This is a genomic window from Acidimicrobiales bacterium, from assembly GCA_036273495.1.
GTDB lineage: Bacteria > Actinomycetota > Acidimicrobiia > Acidimicrobiales > JAJPHE01 > DASSEU01.
The window spans coordinates 1-15,492 of sequence record DASUHN010000024.1; the positions used below are offsets into that span (position 1 = coordinate 1).

Consider the following 15,492-nt stretch of genomic DNA (forward strand, 5'->3'; position numbering starts at 1 on the left):
CTGCGGCGCCCCATTCTGGTGGCGGCCTTCGAAGGCTGGAACGACGCCGCCGACGCGGCATCGGCGTCGGTCGGCTACCTCTCCGAGCTGTGGGGCGCCCGGTCGTTCGCGTCGATCGATCCCGAGGAGTACTTCGACTTCAGCCTGACCCGGCCCCGGGTCCGGCTCACCGACGACCACGAGCGGCGGATCGAATGGCCGACCAACGAGTTGCGCTGCGCGGTGATGGCCGACCTGCCCCACGACATCGTGCTGCTGGCGGGAACGGAGCCCAACCTCCGCTGGCGCCGCTTCTGCGCCGAGCTGATCTCGGTCACCGAGGCGCTGGGAGTGGAGATGGTGGTGACGCTCGGCGCCCTGCTGGCCGACGTCCCGCACACCAGGCCGGTGCGGGTGAGCGGCACGGCGGCCGACTCCGAGCTGGCGGCCCGCCTGCATCTGGAGCGGTCGCGCTACGAGGGGCCGACCGGCATCGTCGGCGCCTTCGGCGACGCCCTGCGCCAGGCCGGCGTGCCGTCGGCGTCGCTGTGGGCCACCGTCCCCCACTACGTCGGGCAGACCCCCAGCCCGAAGGCGGCGCTGGCGCTCATCGAGAAGACCGCCGCCCTCCTCGGCGTGCCGGTGCGCACGCGCGAGCTGGAGGAGGCCGCCGCCGAGTACGAGACCAAGGTCAACGAGCTGGTCCAGGCCGACTCCGACATCGCCGAGTACGTGGCCCAGCTCGAGGAGGACGAGGAGCCGGAGCTCGAGCTGGAGATCGAGGGGGCGGAGTCGCTGGCGGCGGAGGTGGAGCGCTTCCTCCGGGACCACGGTCCCAAGTAGCGGCTACCAGCCGGGCGCGGTCCGCGGCCAGGGCCGCGCCTGCTCGAAGACGCGGGCCAGGCGCAGGGCCACCTCGTCGGCGTGGCGGCGCACCATGATCTGCAGGCCCACCGGCAACCCGTCCGAGGTCACCCCCGCCGGCACGGATACGGCGGGGTTCCAGCACAGGTTGGCCAGCATGGTGAACGGCACCGCCATGGCCATGGCCGGCTTCACCTCGACCCCGTTGATCTCCCGCGGCACCTTCCCCTCGGCGGGGAAGGCGGGAATGGCCGTGGTGGGAGTGAGCAGGACCTCGACGTCGGAGAACAGCTCGGCCACCTCGTCCTCCAACCCGGCCCGGCGCACCATGGTCCGGGCCATCTGCGGGGCGGTGCGCCCCTCGGTCGCCTCGAGGGCCACCCGCGCCGGCCGGTCGAGCTCGTCGGCCCGCTCGGGCCACATCCCCGGCTCGAGGTTCATCCAGGTGTCCATCGAGCCGGCCGACAGCCAGACCCGCACCGGATCGCTCAGCTGCACCCCCCGCTCCGCGGGCGTCAGGCCGGCGGCGTCGATCAGCGCCAGGGCGGCGGTCTCCGCCAGTCCCGCCACCTCGGGATCCACCTGGGCAAAGCCGAGGTCCACCGACCACAGCACCTTCCGGCCCGCCACGTCGAGCTCCTCGACCGCCCGCTCGTAGGACAGCCCGGGCGGGGGCAGGGAGCAGCGGTCGTGGTCGTCGGGCCCGGCGGTGGCGTCCAGGTGGCGGGCGGCGTCGGTCACGGTCGTGACCAGGGCCCCGAACACCGCCGTCTCCGAGGCGCCGAAGTGCGGGTGCGGGATGCGCCCGAACTGGGCTTGTGGCCGACCAGGCCGCAGAACGCCGCCGGTATGCGCGTCGACCCGCCGCCGTCGCTGGCGGTGCAGAAAGGCACCAGGCCGGCGGCCACCGCCGCCGCCGAGCCGCCGCTCGAGCCTCCCGGCGTCCGGCCCGGATCCCAGGGATTGCGGGTCGTGCCCCACGCCGGCGTCGACGTGTAGCAGACCGTGCCGAACTCGGGAGCGGCGGTCTTGCCGACGGGAACGGCGCCGGCGGCGCGCAGCCGGGCCACGTGGACCGAGTCGGCGCCGGCCGGAGGGTGGTCCTTGAACAGCAGCGACCCGTGCGACGTCACCATCCCGGCGCAGTCCTCGAGGTCCTTCACCCCGAACGGGACCCCGGCCAGCGGCCCGGGGTCGCGGCCGGCGGCCACGGCGTCGTCGACGGCGCGCGCGGCGGTCCGGGCTCCCTCCTCGTCAACGTGCACGAAGGCGTTGAGCTCGGCGTTCCGCTCGTCGATGCGCGCCAGGCAGGCGTCGAGCACCTCGACGGCCTTGCGCTCCCCGCGTCGCACGGCCTCGGCCGTGGCGACGACCGTCCCCGCTGCTTCGGTCACTGCGTCTCCTCCCCGTCTTCGCGCCACGCCGGCCGGCGGGGCGCGTCGAACAGCACGTCGACCCGTTCCCCCCGCAGCGCGGCGAAGGCGTGCGGGCCCCACCTCTCCGCCCCGGCCAGCGGGCTGGGCAGGCCGTCCTCGGAGAACCAACCCACCTGCCGCGTCTCGAGGGGATGGGGGCGCAGCTCCCCTCCTGTGGCCCGGCACAGGAAGACCAGCGAGTACAGGGGCACCCGGGTGAAGCCGAGGCGCAGCCCGTCGAGGACGGCGATCAGCCGCAGCGGCTCGCAGTCGATCCCGGTCTCCTCCTTGACCTCCTTGACCACGACCTCGGAGGCCGAGTAGCCGATGTCGGCCCACCCGGTCGGGTAGAGCCACACCCCGGAGTCGCCGCGCTGCACGAGGAGCAGCTCGCCCGCCTCGTTGCCGACCACCGCGCCCACCGCCACCTTGGGGGTGACGTAGCCGGCGACGCCCTCGCCGACGGTCTCGAGCCACTCCTCGACCACCTCGTCGGCGCTGCCGTGCGGTCCACCGGGAAGGGCCTCCTCGAGCCGGGCGGCGGCGGCCATGCGGATGTCGGCCGCGACCCGCAGGACCTCCTCGAACCGCTCGCGCTCGTAGAGGTTGTCGGTGAAGCCGAGGCCGGTGCGGGCGATGCCGGCCAGGGCCTCGCTCCACCGGATCATCTCCTGGACGGTGTGGGCGTCCACAGGCACCGGCCGGGAGGCTACCGCCGGCGCCGCCGGGGCCTACCGGCGCCCGAGCCTGCCCATCAAGGCGGCGTGCAGCGCCTCGATATCGGCCTCGTCGACGATCTTGGCCCGCCCGGGACCGACCACGTAGAAGGCGTCCACGACCTCGTGGCCGAGCGTCGACACCTTGGCCGACACCACGTTGAGCCCGTGGTCGGCGAGGGTGCGGGATATGCCGTGCAGGATCCCGGCCGCGTCCGGGGAGCGCACCTCGATCACCGTGGCGGCGTCCGACGCCCCGTTGTCGATGATCACGCGCGCCTCGGCGGGGCGGGCGGCCCGGGGCCGGCGGGACCGGGCGTAGGTGCGCTCCTTGTCGGCCAGGGCCGTCTCCAGGTCGAGACGGCCGGCGAAGGCCGCCTCCAGGTCGGCCGCCAGGTCGTGCACCGCGTCGCGCACCGCGTCGGCCACCGCCTGGCCCCCGAGCCCGTCCTGGCCGACGGCGGGGGCCACCTCGAACACCTCCACCGCCATCCCGTCCTCGGAGGCGGCCGCCGCCGACAGGACGTCCAGGCCCCGCAGGGTGAGCACCCCGGCGACGGCGGCCAGGAGGCCGGGGCGGTCGGACGCCACCACCGTCACCGTCGTGCCCGCCGCCGCCACCTGCACCCCACCTGCGGCCATGAGCCGGCGGTGCTCGTCGGTCGGCAGGCCGGGCGGGGCCTCGAACGGGGCCCCGGTGAGGGTGGCGGCCACGCTGCGCACGAGGGTGTCGACCAGGCCCGCCTTCCAGGGCCCCCATGCCGCCGGACCGGTCGCCTGGCCGTCGGCCTCGGCCAGGGCCGCCAGCAGCTCGAGGGTGTCGAGGTCCCCCACCGCCTCGGCCACCGTGGCGACGGTGGCGGGGTCGTCGACGTCGCGACGGGTGGCGGCGTCGGGCAGCAGCAGGTGGTGCTGCACCAGCTTCACCAGCACGTCGACGTCGGCGGGCTGGAAGCCCATGCGCGCCCCGATGCGGGCCACCAGCTCCATGCCGGCCCGGGTGTGGTCCCCCGGGTAGCCCTTGCCGATGTCGTGGAGCCACGCCCCCACCAGCAGCAGGTCGGGGCGGCGGACCCGGCGCACCAGGGCGGCGGCGTTGGCGGCCGCCTCGCACAGGTGGCGGTCGACCGTGAAGCGGTGGAAGGCGTTGCGCTGGGGCCGGTTGCGCACCGGCTCCCACTCGGGAAGGAGCCGGGACAGCACCCCGGTGTGGTCGAGGGCCTCGAGCACCGGGATGGCGGCGGGGCCGGCGCCCAGCAGGCGCACCAGGGCGTTGCGCACCTCCGGCGGCCACGGACCGTCGAGGGTCTGGACCCCGCCGGCCAGCCGGCCCACACAAGAGCGGGCCAGCGGCACGCCGAGCTCGGCCGCCGCCGCCCCCGCCCGCAAAGCGAGCGACGGGTCGTCCTCGGGGTCGGCGTTGGCGGTGAGGGCCACCTCGCCGTCCCGGAGGAGGAGCCCCGGTCCCAGCGGGCGGTCGGCGCCGCCCCGGCGCCCCTTGGGCCCGGCCAGCCAGGCCGAGACCCGGCGCCAGGCGTCGTCGGCCGCCCACGCCAACCCCCGGGCCGCGGTGGCAACCGCCCCCATCAGGGCGTCGGCGTCGTTGTAGCCCAGGGCGGCGGCCACCCCGTCCTGCTCCGAAAGCAGCAGGCGGTCCTGGCACCGCCCGGCCTGGCGGTGGAGCTGGACCCGGACGGCCAGCAGGGTCTCGTGGGCCTCGGCCAGCTGGGGCTCGGCCCGCCAGTCCTCGACCACCGGCGCGGCGACGGCGAGGGCGCGGAGGGCGGCGAGGTCGCGGAGGCCACCTTCGCCCTCTTTGAGCTCGGGCTCGAGGAGGAAGGCCACCTCCCCGAACTGGCGGTGGCGGTCCTCGGTGGAGGCCAGGAGCTCGGGCAGCCAGCGCTCGGCGCCCCGGCGCCACCGCTCCGCCCCCTTGTCCATCAGCTCCATGGCGACGGCCCGGTCCCCCGCCACCAGGCGGCCGTCGAGCAGGCCGAGGACCACCTTGAGGTCGCTGCTGGCGGCGGTCAGCACGTCTTTCATGCTCCGCACGCTGTGGTCGAGACCCACGCCGGTGTCCCACACCGGGTACCAGACGGCGTCGGCCGCCGCCTTGGGGCTGGAGCGGCCCTTGTGCACGAGGGTCACGTCGAGGTCGCTTCCGGGGCACAGCTCGCGCCGCCCGTAGCCGCCGACGGCCACCAGCGCCATGCCCGAGCCGTCGGTGATGCCGGCCGCGCTGGCCAGCACCCCGAGGAAGTCGTCGGCCAGTCCCGCGTACGCCCGGCAGAACGCCGAGCCCGACAGCGCGGTGCGGGCCAGCAGGGTCTCGCGCGCCGCCCGGAAGTGCTCGGGCTGTCCGCCGTCCGGCGCCGGGTCGACCGTCATGGTGCCAGCCTGCTACTTCGGGGTGGCACCATATGTGACGTGGCTGTTAACTCCGACTGCCGGCACTACGTGATGCAGACGACCCGCAGCGGGGACAAGACCGAGCGGTGCCGGCTCGGGGCCAACACCGACCTCCCGTTCGCCTGCCCCGACGGCTGCCTCTTCTACGAGCCGCGGAAGGTGTCGGACGCCGGCTGGCAGACTTCTTAGCCCTCGACGACGTCGGCCAGGAGGTCGACCTGCACGCCGAGGTCGCGGAGCCAGATGATCGACTTCTCCACCGACTCGGCCTCCCCCCCGAGCTCGCAGACGATCCAGCCCATCGTCTCCTCGACGCTGGCCCGGCGGATGTTCGGCAGCACGTTGAACTCCCGCACCATCCGGGCGATTATCGGCTGCTTCACCAGGTGCTCCGGGAAGGTCAGCTTGACCCTGACGTTCGTCACCCGTTCAGGTTGCCAGACCTGAAACCGTCCAGGTCGAGGGTCACGTAGCGGTAGCCGGCGGCGTGGACGGCGGCGGACACCTCCGAGCGCCGAAGGACCGCCTCGGCCAGCTCCTCCCCGGGCAGCTCGACGCGGGCCAGGTTCCCGTAGTGGCGGACGCGCAGCTGCCGGAAGCCGAGCCGGCGCAGCCCCGACTCGGCGGCGGCGACCGAGGACAGCACGCCCACGGTCACCTGCGTGCCGTAGGGGACGCGCGACGCCAGGCACGCCGCCGCCGGCTTGTCCCACGTGCGCAGGCCCAGGCGGCGCGACCAGTCCCGGACCGCCTCCTTGGTGAAGCCCGCCTCCACGAGGGGGAACCGGGCCCCCGCGTCCGCGGCGGCCTGCTGGCCCGGTCGATGGTCACCGAGGTCGTCGAGGTTCACCCCGAGGACCACGGTGGCCCCCTCGGACTCGGCCAGCGGACCGACGACGGTCATCAGCTCGGCCTTGCAGTGGAAGCAGCGCATGGAGTCGTTGGCCACGTACTCCGGCCGCTCCAGCTCCCGCGTCGTTACCGGTGTCCAGCGCAGCCCCCACTCCTCGGCCAGGGCGGCGCAGTCGGCCTGCTCCTCCGGCGCCAGCGACTCCGACACCGCGGTGGCGCACAGCACGGCGTCGCGGCCCAGCGTGTCGTGGGCCACCCGGGCCAGGAACGCCGAGTCGGCGCCCCCGCTGAACGCCACCACGACCGGGCCGATCCGCCTGAGGGTGTCCTGCAGGCCGTCGAGGCTCACGGCCGGGTCAGCCGGGCCACGAGCTCGTCGGGCTCCCCGAGCAGGCCCGTGTAGAAGGGGCCGAACTCGGCGTAGACGGCCGAGCCGGGATCGAAGCGCATCTCGTAGACGACCTGCTTGAGGTCGTCGGGCTTGCGGGCAAAGAGGGTGACTCCCCACTCCCAGTCGTCCAGTCCCGTGGACCCGGTGATGAGCTGGACGATGCGCCCGGCGAAGCGCCGCCCCACCGCCCCGTGCCCGTACATCAGGTCCTTGCGCTCCTCGAAGGGCAGCGAGTACCAGTTGGCGCCGGGCCGGCGGCTCTTGGACATCGGGTAGAAGCAGACCGCAGTCATCCCCTCGGGGGGCAGCTTCGGGTACAGCCGGGCCTGCTTGGTCTCCTCGGGCAGGCCGGCCGAGTACTCCGACAGCTCGGTCAGCGACACGTAGGAGGAGACCAGCTCCAGGCCCGCCCCGACCAGGTCGGCCTGCAGCCGGCGCAGCCGCCACAGGTCGGGCCCGAGGGCCATCACCCCGGCGTCGGCCTTGTGCCCCAGCACGGCGAAGCCCACCACCTGGTGGCCGTCCTCCCGCGCCCCCTTCACCGCCGCCGCCACGGCGGCGGGGTCTGCGGATGGGCCGATCTGGAAAAAGAGGTGGAGCACACCCCAGCCCGCGGCCGGAGAAACGGGGGCGTCCATGGGCTCAGGGTAATTGCGTCGTGAGGTCGGGCAGGATGGTCGGCTTGCGGTCAGGGAGGTGGAGGGGGGCGCTGGCCGGAGTGGCGGCCGGGTTGGCGGCCGGATCGGTCGCGCTCCCGGTTGCCGCGTCCGCCGCCCCGCCGGCCGGCCCTGCCGCCTCGGCCGGCGGCGTCTCCGTCGTCGTGGTCGGCGGCCGGGGCTTCGGCCACGGCGTGGGCCTGTCCCAGGACGGGGCCCTGTCGATGGGCCAGGCCGGCGCCGGGACCCGCCAGATCCTCGGCCAGTTCTACCCGGGCACGAGCCTGGCGACGGACCGGGGGGCGGTGCGGGTGCAGGTGCTCTCCTCGGGGAGCGGGGACACGACCGTCGAGCTGCCGGGTGGAGGCCAGATCCAGGACGCGGTCAGCGGCGCCCAGTCCCCCGGCTTCCCCCTGAAGGTCCCGCCCGGCGGCGGGGTCGACCTCCGCTTCTCGGGCGGGACGTACACGGCGACGGTGCTGGGGGGAGGCGGGGGAGGCGCTCAGGCAGCCGCCGCGACCGGCCACCCCGCCGCCACCGTCCACGCCTCCGCTCTCAACCCCGGCGTCACCCTGCCGCCGTTGCCGACGACCACCACCTCGTCCACCAGCTCGACCACGACCACGACCACGACCGCCCCCCGGTCCCCCCTGCCGACCACCCCCTCTCCCGGCGGGCTGCCGGGCGGCACGACCACGACCACGGCCCCGGGGGGAACCACCGGTCCGGGCGGGCGGCCGGGGTCGGGGCCGGCCGGCACGGCCCGGTCGGGCCGGCCGCTGTGGGCCGTGCCCTCGGGTGACTCGGTGGTCGGGGTGGTGGCCACCGGGCGGCGCTACCGGGGCCTGGTCGAGGCGCAGGGGGCCGGCTCCGCCCTCGACCTCGTCAACCAGCTCGACGTCGAGCAGTACCTCCGGGGCATGGGCGAGGTCCAGAACCCATCCTGGCCCCTCACCTCGATGCAGGCCCAGGTCATCGTGGAGCGCACCTACGCCCTGCGGGGCATGGCCGCCGCCGGCGAGATCTGCGACGACGACCGCTGCCAGGTGTACGTCGGCCAGACCGACGAGTACCCGGCCCAGGACCGCGCGGTCTCCACCACGACCGGCTACGTCCTCACCTACGGGGGCGGCCTGGCCGCCACCGTGTTCTCGGCCAACGGCGGCGGCTTCGAGGCGTCCCCCGAGGAGGGATTCGGCCCCGGGGCGGGCAGCTACCCGTACCTGCGGGCGGCGCCATACTACACGACCAACCCCGATCCCTGGAACCTGACGCTGGCCCTGGCCGACGTCGGGTCCCGGCTCGGCTACCCGGGCCGGCTCACCTCGGTGGCGGTGAGCACGGTCGGCCCGTCGGGGCGCGCCCTCACCGTGACCATGCAGGGCAGCTCCGGACCGGAGATCACGAGCGGGATCGGCTTCGCGGCGGCACTGGGGCTCAAGTCCAACCTGTTCACCCTGCACGACACGGTGGCCGCCACCGCCCCGCCGCCACCCCCGCCCGCCGAGACGCTGCAGGCCCTGCCGTCCGACAGCTCGGCGCTGCGCGAGTCGGTGAGCCCGGCGCGGCCGGTGGGTGCGACGGGCAACCACACCGGGACGCGATCCGGCCCACCGGGGGGAAGCCCCCTGCGGTGGGCCGGACTGGTCGTGCTTGCGGCTAGCGGCGTTGCATGGCGGCGGGGTTGGGGTCCCCGCCGCACGCGGCGGGCGTGATCCGGAGGATCCGGGTGCCCGCCGCCATCAACTAGAAGTCCTCCATGCCGCCGCCGGGCATGGCGGGGGCGGACTCCTTCTCGGGCTTGTCGACGATGACCGCCTCGGTGGTGAGGAACAGCGCCGCGATCGACGCCGCGTTCTGCAGCGCCGAGCGGGTCACCTTGGCGGCGTCGATCACGCCGGCGGCGAACAGGTCCTCGTAGTCACCCGTGGCCGCGTTCAGGCCCTCGGCCGGCTTCTTGAGGCCCCGCACCTTCTCGACCACGACACCGCCCTCGAGGCCGGCGTTGACGGCGATCTGCTTGAGGGGCTCCTCGACGGCGCGAGCCACGATCTTGGCTCCGGTGGCCTCGTCACCCTCGAGCTTCTCGGCCACGTCGAGGATGCGCTGCCGGCTGCGCAGCAGAGCGACACCGCCGCCGGGCACGACGCCCTCCTCGACCGCCGCCTGGGTGGTCGACACGGCGTCCTCGATGCGGTGCTTCTTCTCCTTGAGCTCCACCTCGGTGGCGGCGCCGACCTTGATCACCGCCACGCCGCCGGACAGCTTGGCCAGGCGCTCCTGCAGCTTCTCCCGGTCGTAGTCGCTGTCGGTGTTGTCGATCTCGGTCTTGATCTGGTTGATGCGGCCCTTGATGTCGGCGTCGTCGCCGGCGCCCTCGACGATGGTGGTCTCGTCCTTGGTCACCACGACCTTGCGCGCCTTGCCGAGCAGGTCGAGGGTGACGTTCTCGAGCTTGAGGCCGACCTCCTCGGTGACGACCTGGCCGCCGGCCAGGATGGCCATGTCCTGCAGCATCGCCTTGCGGCGCTCGCCGAAGCCGGGGGCCTTGACCGCAACCGACTTGAACGTGCCGCGTATCTTGTTGACCAAGAGGGTGGCCAGGGCCTCGCCCTCGACGTCCTCGGACACGATCACCAGCGGTCGGCCGGACTGCATGACCTTCTCGAGAATCGGCAGCAGGTCGCGCACGGCGGAGATCTTCGAGCCGACCAGGAGGATGTAGGCGTCCTCGAGGACCGCCTCCATCCGCTCGGGATCGGTCACGAAGTACGGCGAGATGTAGCCCTTGTCGAACCGCATCCCCTCGACCAGGTCCATCTCCATGCCGAAGGTCTGGGACTCCTCGACGGTGATGACCCCGTCCTTGCCCACCTTGTCGATGGCCTCGGCGATCATCTCCCCGATCTCGGTGTCGGCGGCGGAGATGGCGGCCACCTGGGAGATCTGGCTCTTCGACTCGATGTCCTTGGAGATGTCCTTGAGCGAGGCCACGGCGGCCTCGACAGCGGCCTCGATGCCCTTCTTCAGCGACATGGGGTTGGCGCCGGCGGCCACGTTGCGCAGGCCCTCGTGCACCATGGCCCACGCCAGCACGGTGGCGGTGGTGGTGCCGTCGCCGGCCACATCGTCGGTCTTCTTGGCCACCTCCTTGACCAGCTCGGCCCCGATCTTCTCGTAGGGGTCCTCGAGCTCGATCTCCTTGGCGATCGAGACGCCGTCGTTGGTGATGGTGGGGGCGCCCCACTTCTTCTCCAGGACGACGTTGCGGCCCTTGGGCCCGAGGGTCACCCGGACCGCGTCGGCCAGCTGGTTCATGCCGCTCTCGAGGGCCCGGCGGGCGGTCTCGTCGAAGGCGATCAACTTGGGCATCGCTCTGCTCCCTCCCGGGGGTTAGCACTCTCAACGTCTGAGTGCTAACAGGATTCCACGCGGGAGGCGCCGCGCGCAAGCGCTCGCGCCCTGAGAGTGCTAATCCACGGCCCTCACGGACCGGAGGGTGCTTCCCTATCCCCCCGCTACGGCGGGCACGATGCTGACGGTCTGGCCGTCGGTCACCGGGGTGTCGAGGCCCTGGAGGAAGCGGACGTCCTCGTCGGCCACGAACACGTTCACGAAGCGGCGCAGCTGGCCGGACTCGTCGAAGAGCCGCTCGGCGAAGCCGGCGTGGGCCGAGTCCAGGGCCTTAAGGGCCTCCCGGACGGTGGACCCCTCCATCGTGACCTCCCCGGCCCCACCCGTCAGCTCCCGGAGCTGGGTGGGGACTCGGATCTTGACGGTCATCAGCTCTCCTCGACGGAGACGGCCTCCGAGAAGGCCTCCAGGGTGGGGTCGATGGTAGCGGTGGGCCCGCACTGGGGAGCCACCGCCTCGACTGTCTTGAGGCCGTTGCCGGTCACGTAGGCCACCACGACCTCGTCGGGGCGCACCACGCCCTGGCCGGCGAGCTTGGCCAGGGTGGCCACGGTGACCCCGCCCGCCGTCTCGGCGAAGATCCCCTCCGTCCGCGCCAGCAGCTTGATCCCCTCCACGATCTCGGCGTCCGACACCGCCCCGACGGCGCCACCGGTCCGGCGGACGACGTCGAGGGCGTACCACCCGTCGGCCGGGTTCCCGATGGCCAGGGACTTGGCGATGGTCGAGGGCTTGACGGGCCGGATGGCGTCGGTCCCCTCGGCGAAGGCGGTGGCGACCGGGGAGCACCCCTCGGCCTGGGCCCCGGACACCCGCAGGCCCGACGCGTCGCCGTCCAGCAGCCCGAGCTGGGCCAGCTCCCCGAAGCCCTTGTGGATCTTGACCAGCTGGCTCCCCGACGCGATCGGGACGACCACGTGGTCGGGCGCCCGCCAGCCCAGCTGCTCGGCCACCTCGAAGGCGAGGGTCTTGGAGCCCTCGGCGTAGTAGGTGCGGACATTGACGTTGACGAAGGCCCACGACGGGTGCTCGCTGGCCAGCTCGGCGCAGAGCCGGTTCACGTCGTCATAGTTCCCCCTCACCGCCACCAGCCGGCCGCCGTAGACGGCGGTGGTGACGATCTTCGCCTGCTCGAGGTCGTGGGGGATGAACACGACCGACTCCATGCCGGCATGGGCGGCGTGGGCGGCCACCGAGTTGGCCAGGTTCCCGGTCGAGGCGCACGCCGCCACCTTGAAGCCGAGCTCGCGCGCCTTGGTGAGCGCGACCGACACGACCCGGTCCTTGAACGACCCCGTCGGGTTCAGGGTGTCGTTCTTGATCCAGAGCTCCCCCAGGCCGAGCTCCCCGGCCAGGCGGTCGGCCCGCACCAGCGGGGTGAAGCCGGCGCCGAGGTCGACCGGGGAGGTGTCGTCGACCGGCAGCAGGTCGGCGTAGCGCCAGATGGTGTGGGGCCCCGCGGCGATCCGCTCCCGGCTGACGGCGCCGGCCATGGCCCCGTAGTCGTAGGTGACCTCGAGCGGCCCGAAGCAGAAGTCGCAGACGTGCAGGGCGGCGGCCGGGTAGGAGCGGCCGCATTCGCGGCACCGAAGGCCCTCTATGAACGGCACTGCATCCTCCTCATCGATCGGGCATTGGCACCTGGCAGGGGCTGCTGGTTGCCGCGGCGTCGTCGGGCCCGTCCCTCGACCGCTCTTGATGAATTAACAGGGTAAATGGTGGCTGACCTGGGCCGGCCCGTCAAAGCGGTTAACCCGGGTAAGACTTCGGAGGTGACATCGGTGCGCAGCCACCACCACCTTGAGTTCGACCTGCCCGAGCTGGTCGCGGCCAAGGCCGGGCTCTCCGTCTCGGTCGTCATGCCCGCGCGCGACGAGGCCGAGACCGTGGCGGGCATCGTGACCTGTCTCCGCGCCCAGCTGGTGCCCGCCGGCCTCGTCGACGAGGTGCTCGTGGTCGACGACGGGTCGACGGACGGGACGGCGGCGGTGGCGGCGGCGGCCGGGGCCAGGGTGGTCACGGCCGGGACCCTCCACCGGGACGAGCGGTGGGGTCCGGGCAAGGGCGGGGCCATGTGGGAGGGCCTCGACGCCGCCGACGGGGACGTCGTCGTCTTCCTCGACGCCGACGTGACCAACTTCGGGCCCCACTTCGTGACCGGGCTGCTCGGTCCTCTCCTCACCGACCCCGACGTGGCGCTGGTGAAGGCCTTCTACGCCCGCCCCCTCGGCGGCGTCCCGGGAGAGGGGGGCAGGGTCACCGAGCTCACCGCCCGCCCCCTCATATCGGTGCTGTTCCCGCACCTGGCGTCGGTGATCCAGCCCCTGGCCGGCGAGTGCGCGGCGAGGCGGGACGTGCTGGAGCAGGTTCCGTTCTCGCACGGGTACGGAGTCGAGCTGGGGCTCCTGGTCGACGTCTCGGCGCTGGCCGGAACCGGCGCCCTGGCCCAGGTCGACCTCGGCACCCGCGTGCACCGCAACCGCCCGCTGGCCGAGCTGTCCGCCCAGGCCACCGCCGTGCTCTGCGCCGGCCTCCAGCGGGCCGGGCTCGACGTGGCCCCCGACCACGCCGTGCTCGAACGGCCCGGCGGGGAGCTGGTGGTCGTGCGTACCGGGAGCCATCCTCCCCTGGCCCAGCTACGGGGGGAGCTGAGAACGGCGTAGAAGGTCGGCGACGACCTCCCGGACGCAGCCTTGGGGGTCGGCGTGCGAGCGCTCCGGCCCGAAGCGCTCCGTCAGCGACACCACCTCGAGGCCGGGCGGGGCGTCGTAGACCTCGCCCGCCACCACGACCAGGCGCACGCCGGCCTCGGCGCAGAGCCGGGCCATGCCCCCGACCACCTTGCCGTGGAAGGACTCCTCGTCGACGAAGCCCTCCCCGGTGAGCACCAGGTCGGCCCCCTCGAGGCGCTCCTCGAGGCCGACGGTCTCCGCCACCAGGTCGAAGCCCGGGACGAGCCGGGCGCCCAGGGCGGCCAGCCCCCCGGCCAGGCCCCCGGCGGCGCCGGCGCCGGTCAGCTCGGACACGTCGACGCCGAAGCGGCGGCGGTAGTCCCCGACCAGCCGCTCCAGGCGCCGGCGGAGCAACAGCACCTGGGCCGGGGTGGCCCCCTTCTGGGGGGCGAAGTCCCCGGCGGCGTCGCAGAACCGGGTCTCCACGTCGCAGGCCACGACGAGCTCGATGCCCGAGACCCGGCCGGCCAGCGCCTCGACCGCGCCCAGGCCGCCGTCGGTCGTGGCCGAGCCGCCCACCGCCACCACGACCCGGCGGGCGCCCGCCCCCACCGCCGCCAGCACCAGCTCCCCGGTCCCCCTGGTCGTCGCCTCCAGCGGGTCGTTGCCGGCGGCGCCGCCGGCCAGCACCAGCCCCGACGCCCGGGCCATCTCCACCACGGCCGTGGGGCCATCGAGGCGCCACTCGGCCTGCACGGGCCCACCAAGTGGGCCGGTCACCTCGGTCCGGCGGTTGGGGCCGCCGAGGACCTCGAGGGTGCCCTCCCCCCCGTCGGCCACCGGGACCGGGTCGCACTCCCAGCCGGCGGCGGCGGCGGCGGCGCAGGCGGCGGCGGCCAGGTCGGCGGCGGGGGCCGAGCCCTTGAACTTGTCCGGGGCGGCCACGAGGCGGGGCACGGTGTCGATTCTCCCGCCTCCGGCGGGATGTGACGCTCCGCGTCCGGCGGGGAGTCGGATTCCCGACCCCTCCTGGGTAGGGTGGCGGCGCCGTGGACACCCCCCAGCTGGTGATCGCCTCGAACCGCGGCCCGGTGTCCTTCGCCCGGGATCGGGACGGCAAGCTCGTGCCCCGCCGGGGCGGGGGCGGGCTGATCGCCAGCCTCGGGCCTCTCGTGGCGGGGACCGACGCCACCTGGGTGGCCGCGGCCATGAGCGACGCCGACCGGGAGGCGGCGGCGGGCGGGGTGGTCGAGGCGGAGGGCTTCCGCTTCCGCTGCCTCGACATCGACCCCGCCACCTACCGCATGGCCTACGACGTGGTGGCCAACTCCACCCTGTGGTTCTTGCACCACCACCTCTGGGACCTGCCCCGCCGGCCCCGCTTCGACCGCCACTGGCGCCAGGCGTGGGACGGGTACCGGGCGTACAACGAGGCCTTTGCCCGGGCGCTGGCCGACGAGGCCCCCGACGGCGCGACCGTTCTCGTGCAGGACTACCACCTCTGCCTGGTCGCGCCGAAGCTGGCGGCCAAGCGCCCCGACCTGCGCCCCGTCCACTTCCACCACACTCCCTTCTGCAGCCCGGAGTGGCTGGAGGTGGTGCCCACGGACGTGGCCGTCGAGCTGCTCGAGGGGCTGGCCGCCTACGACGCGTGCGGCTTCCACTCCCCCCGTTGGGAGGCGGGCTTCCGGGCGTGCGCCGAGCGGGTGCTCGGGGCGGCACCGCCGACGTTCGTGGCGCCCCTTCCGCCGGCCGCCGCCAACCTCGAGCAGGTGGCGGCGTCGGAGGCGTGCGCCGAGGCGGGCCGGGGCCTCGACGAGGTGGTCGGGGACCGCCGCCTGATCGTGCGCGTCGACCGCATGGAGCCGTCGAAGAACATCGTGCGGGGCTTCTTCGCCTTCGACGAGCTGCTGGGCGTGCGGGCCGACCTGCGGGAGAAGGTGGTCTTCTCCGCCTTCTGCTACCCGTCGCGCGAGGGACTGGCCGAGTACCTCGGCTACCACCGGGAGGTCGAGGCCGCCGCCGAGATGGTCAACGGGCGCTGGGGCACGGACTCGTGGACCCCGGTCCTCCTGTTCGACGACGACAACTTCCCGCGGTCGGTGGCCGCTCTCGAGCGCTACG

16 protein-coding genes and 1 riboswitch are annotated in these 15,492 nt (G+C 73.9%); of the genes, 5 read left to right on the forward strand and 11 right to left on the reverse strand.

Annotated features, from left to right (window positions below; translation table 11 throughout):
* The coding region (locus VFW24_01070; protein HEX5265340.1) for a PAC2 family protein at positions 1-822 on the forward strand (822 nt) is incomplete at its 5' end.
* A 3-nt stretch (positions 823-825) separates the two neighbouring features.
* Here VFW24_01070 and VFW24_01075 read toward each other — a convergent pair.
* From VFW24_01075 to VFW24_01090, 4 genes are read right to left on the reverse strand one after another with little or no spacing between them, the layout of a single operon-like run.
* Entirely contained in the window at positions 826-1,608 is a 783-nt protein-coding gene (locus VFW24_01075; GenBank protein ID HEX5265341.1) for an amidase family protein, read from the reverse strand.
* Positions 1,581-2,237, reverse strand: a complete 657-nt coding sequence (locus VFW24_01080) for an amidase (GenBank protein HEX5265342.1) — start codon at positions 2,235-2,237, stop codon at positions 1,581-1,583. The genes VFW24_01075 and VFW24_01080 overlap by 28 nt, the downstream gene beginning before the upstream one ends.
* A complete protein-coding gene (locus VFW24_01085; protein ID HEX5265343.1) occupies positions 2,234-2,956 on the reverse strand; it encodes an NUDIX hydrolase N-terminal domain-containing protein in 723 nt (240 codons plus the stop codon). Before VFW24_01085 ends, VFW24_01080 begins: the two co-directional genes overlap by 4 nt.
* A 33-nt stretch (positions 2,957-2,989) precedes the next feature.
* On the reverse strand, positions 2,990-5,362 hold the full coding sequence (locus tag VFW24_01090) for a [protein-PII] uridylyltransferase (GenBank protein ID HEX5265344.1): 2,373 nt from the start codon (positions 5,360-5,362) through the stop codon (positions 2,990-2,992).
* Between the two features lie 39 nt (positions 5,363-5,401).
* Here VFW24_01090 and VFW24_01095 point away from each other — a divergent pair, with 39 nt between their 5' ends.
* The gene (locus VFW24_01095) at positions 5,402-5,572 is read left to right on the forward strand and encodes a hypothetical protein (protein HEX5265345.1); all 171 of its coding nucleotides are present in this window, start codon (positions 5,402-5,404) and stop codon (positions 5,570-5,572) included.
* On the opposite strand, the gene VFW24_01100 is transcribed toward VFW24_01095, so the two are convergent.
* From VFW24_01100 to VFW24_01110, 3 genes are read right to left on the reverse strand one after another with little or no spacing between them, the layout of a single operon-like run.
* Positions 5,569-5,808, reverse strand: coding sequence for an NIL domain-containing protein (locus VFW24_01100; protein ID HEX5265346.1), 240 nt, complete (start codon positions 5,806-5,808; stop codon positions 5,569-5,571). The genes VFW24_01095 and VFW24_01100 overlap by 4 nt on opposite strands.
* Entirely contained in the window at positions 5,805-6,584 is a 780-nt protein-coding gene (gene larE / locus VFW24_01105) for an ATP-dependent sacrificial sulfur transferase LarE (protein HEX5265347.1), read from the reverse strand. The genes VFW24_01100 and larE overlap by 4 nt, the downstream gene beginning before the upstream one ends.
* Positions 6,581-7,264, reverse strand: a complete 684-nt coding sequence (locus VFW24_01110; protein HEX5265348.1) for a chlorite dismutase family protein — start codon at positions 7,262-7,264, stop codon at positions 6,581-6,583. The genes larE and VFW24_01110 overlap by 4 nt, the downstream gene beginning before the upstream one ends.
* Before the next feature lie 44 nt (positions 7,265-7,308).
* Here VFW24_01110 and VFW24_01115 point away from each other — a divergent pair, with 44 nt between their 5' ends.
* Positions 7,309-8,997 carry a SpoIID/LytB domain-containing protein gene (locus VFW24_01115; GenBank protein ID HEX5265349.1) on the forward strand — a complete coding sequence of 563 codons (1,689 nt, stop codon included), beginning with the start codon at positions 7,309-7,311 and terminating at the stop codon, positions 8,995-8,997.
* 31 nt (positions 8,998-9,028) lie between these two features.
* Here the strand turns inward: VFW24_01115 and groL are convergent, their stop codons facing one another.
* The 3 genes from groL to VFW24_01130 form a co-directional block, all read right to left on the reverse strand.
* Positions 9,029-10,654 carry a chaperonin GroEL gene (groL, locus tag VFW24_01120; GenBank protein ID HEX5265350.1) on the reverse strand — a complete coding sequence of 542 codons (1,626 nt, stop codon included), beginning with the start codon at positions 10,652-10,654 and terminating at the stop codon, positions 9,029-9,031.
* A 135-nt stretch (positions 10,655-10,789) separates the two neighbouring features.
* Positions 10,790-11,065, reverse strand: a complete 276-nt coding sequence (locus VFW24_01125) for a ubiquitin-like small modifier protein 1 (GenBank protein ID HEX5265351.1) — start codon at positions 11,063-11,065, stop codon at positions 10,790-10,792.
* On the reverse strand, positions 11,065-12,306 hold the full coding sequence (locus VFW24_01130) for a threonine synthase (GenBank protein HEX5265352.1): 1,242 nt from the start codon (positions 12,304-12,306) through the stop codon (positions 11,065-11,067). The genes VFW24_01125 and VFW24_01130 overlap by 1 nt, the downstream gene beginning before the upstream one ends.
* A gap of 7 nt (positions 12,307-12,313) precedes the next feature.
* Positions 12,314-12,401: riboswitch (SAM riboswitch) on the reverse strand.
* 67 nt (positions 12,402-12,468) lie between these two features.
* On the opposite strand from VFW24_01130, the gene VFW24_01135 reads away from it, so the two are divergent.
* Positions 12,469-13,359 carry a glucosyl-3-phosphoglycerate synthase gene (locus VFW24_01135; GenBank protein ID HEX5265353.1) on the forward strand — a complete coding sequence of 297 codons (891 nt, stop codon included), beginning with the start codon at positions 12,469-12,471 and terminating at the stop codon, positions 13,357-13,359.
* Here VFW24_01135 and VFW24_01140 read toward each other — a convergent pair.
* A complete protein-coding gene (locus VFW24_01140; GenBank protein HEX5265354.1) occupies positions 13,333-14,325 on the reverse strand; it encodes a glycerate kinase in 993 nt (330 codons plus the stop codon). The two genes, VFW24_01135 and VFW24_01140, sit on opposite strands and share 27 nt — an antisense overlap.
* 92 nt (positions 14,326-14,417) lie before the next feature.
* Here VFW24_01140 and VFW24_01145 point away from each other — a divergent pair.
* Positions 14,418-15,492 (forward strand): trehalose-6-phosphate synthase (locus VFW24_01145; GenBank protein HEX5265355.1); only part of this gene is annotated, 1,075 nt, incomplete at its 3' end.

Coding starts and splice junctions, on each gene's coding strand:
- VFW24_01090 (HEX5265344.1), bottom strand. CDS start 5,362: ATGACGGTCGACCCGGCGCCGGACGGCGGACAGCCCGAGCACTTCCGG.
- VFW24_01125 (HEX5265351.1), bottom strand. CDS start 11,065: ATGACCGTCAAGATCCGAGTCCCCACCCAGCTCCGGGAGCTGACGGGT.
- groL (HEX5265350.1), bottom strand. CDS start 10,654: ATGCCCAAGTTGATCGCCTTCGACGAGACCGCCCGCCGGGCCCTCGAG.
- VFW24_01110 (HEX5265348.1), bottom strand. CDS start 7,264: ATGGACGCCCCCGTTTCTCCGGCCGCGGGCTGGGGTGTGCTCCACCTC.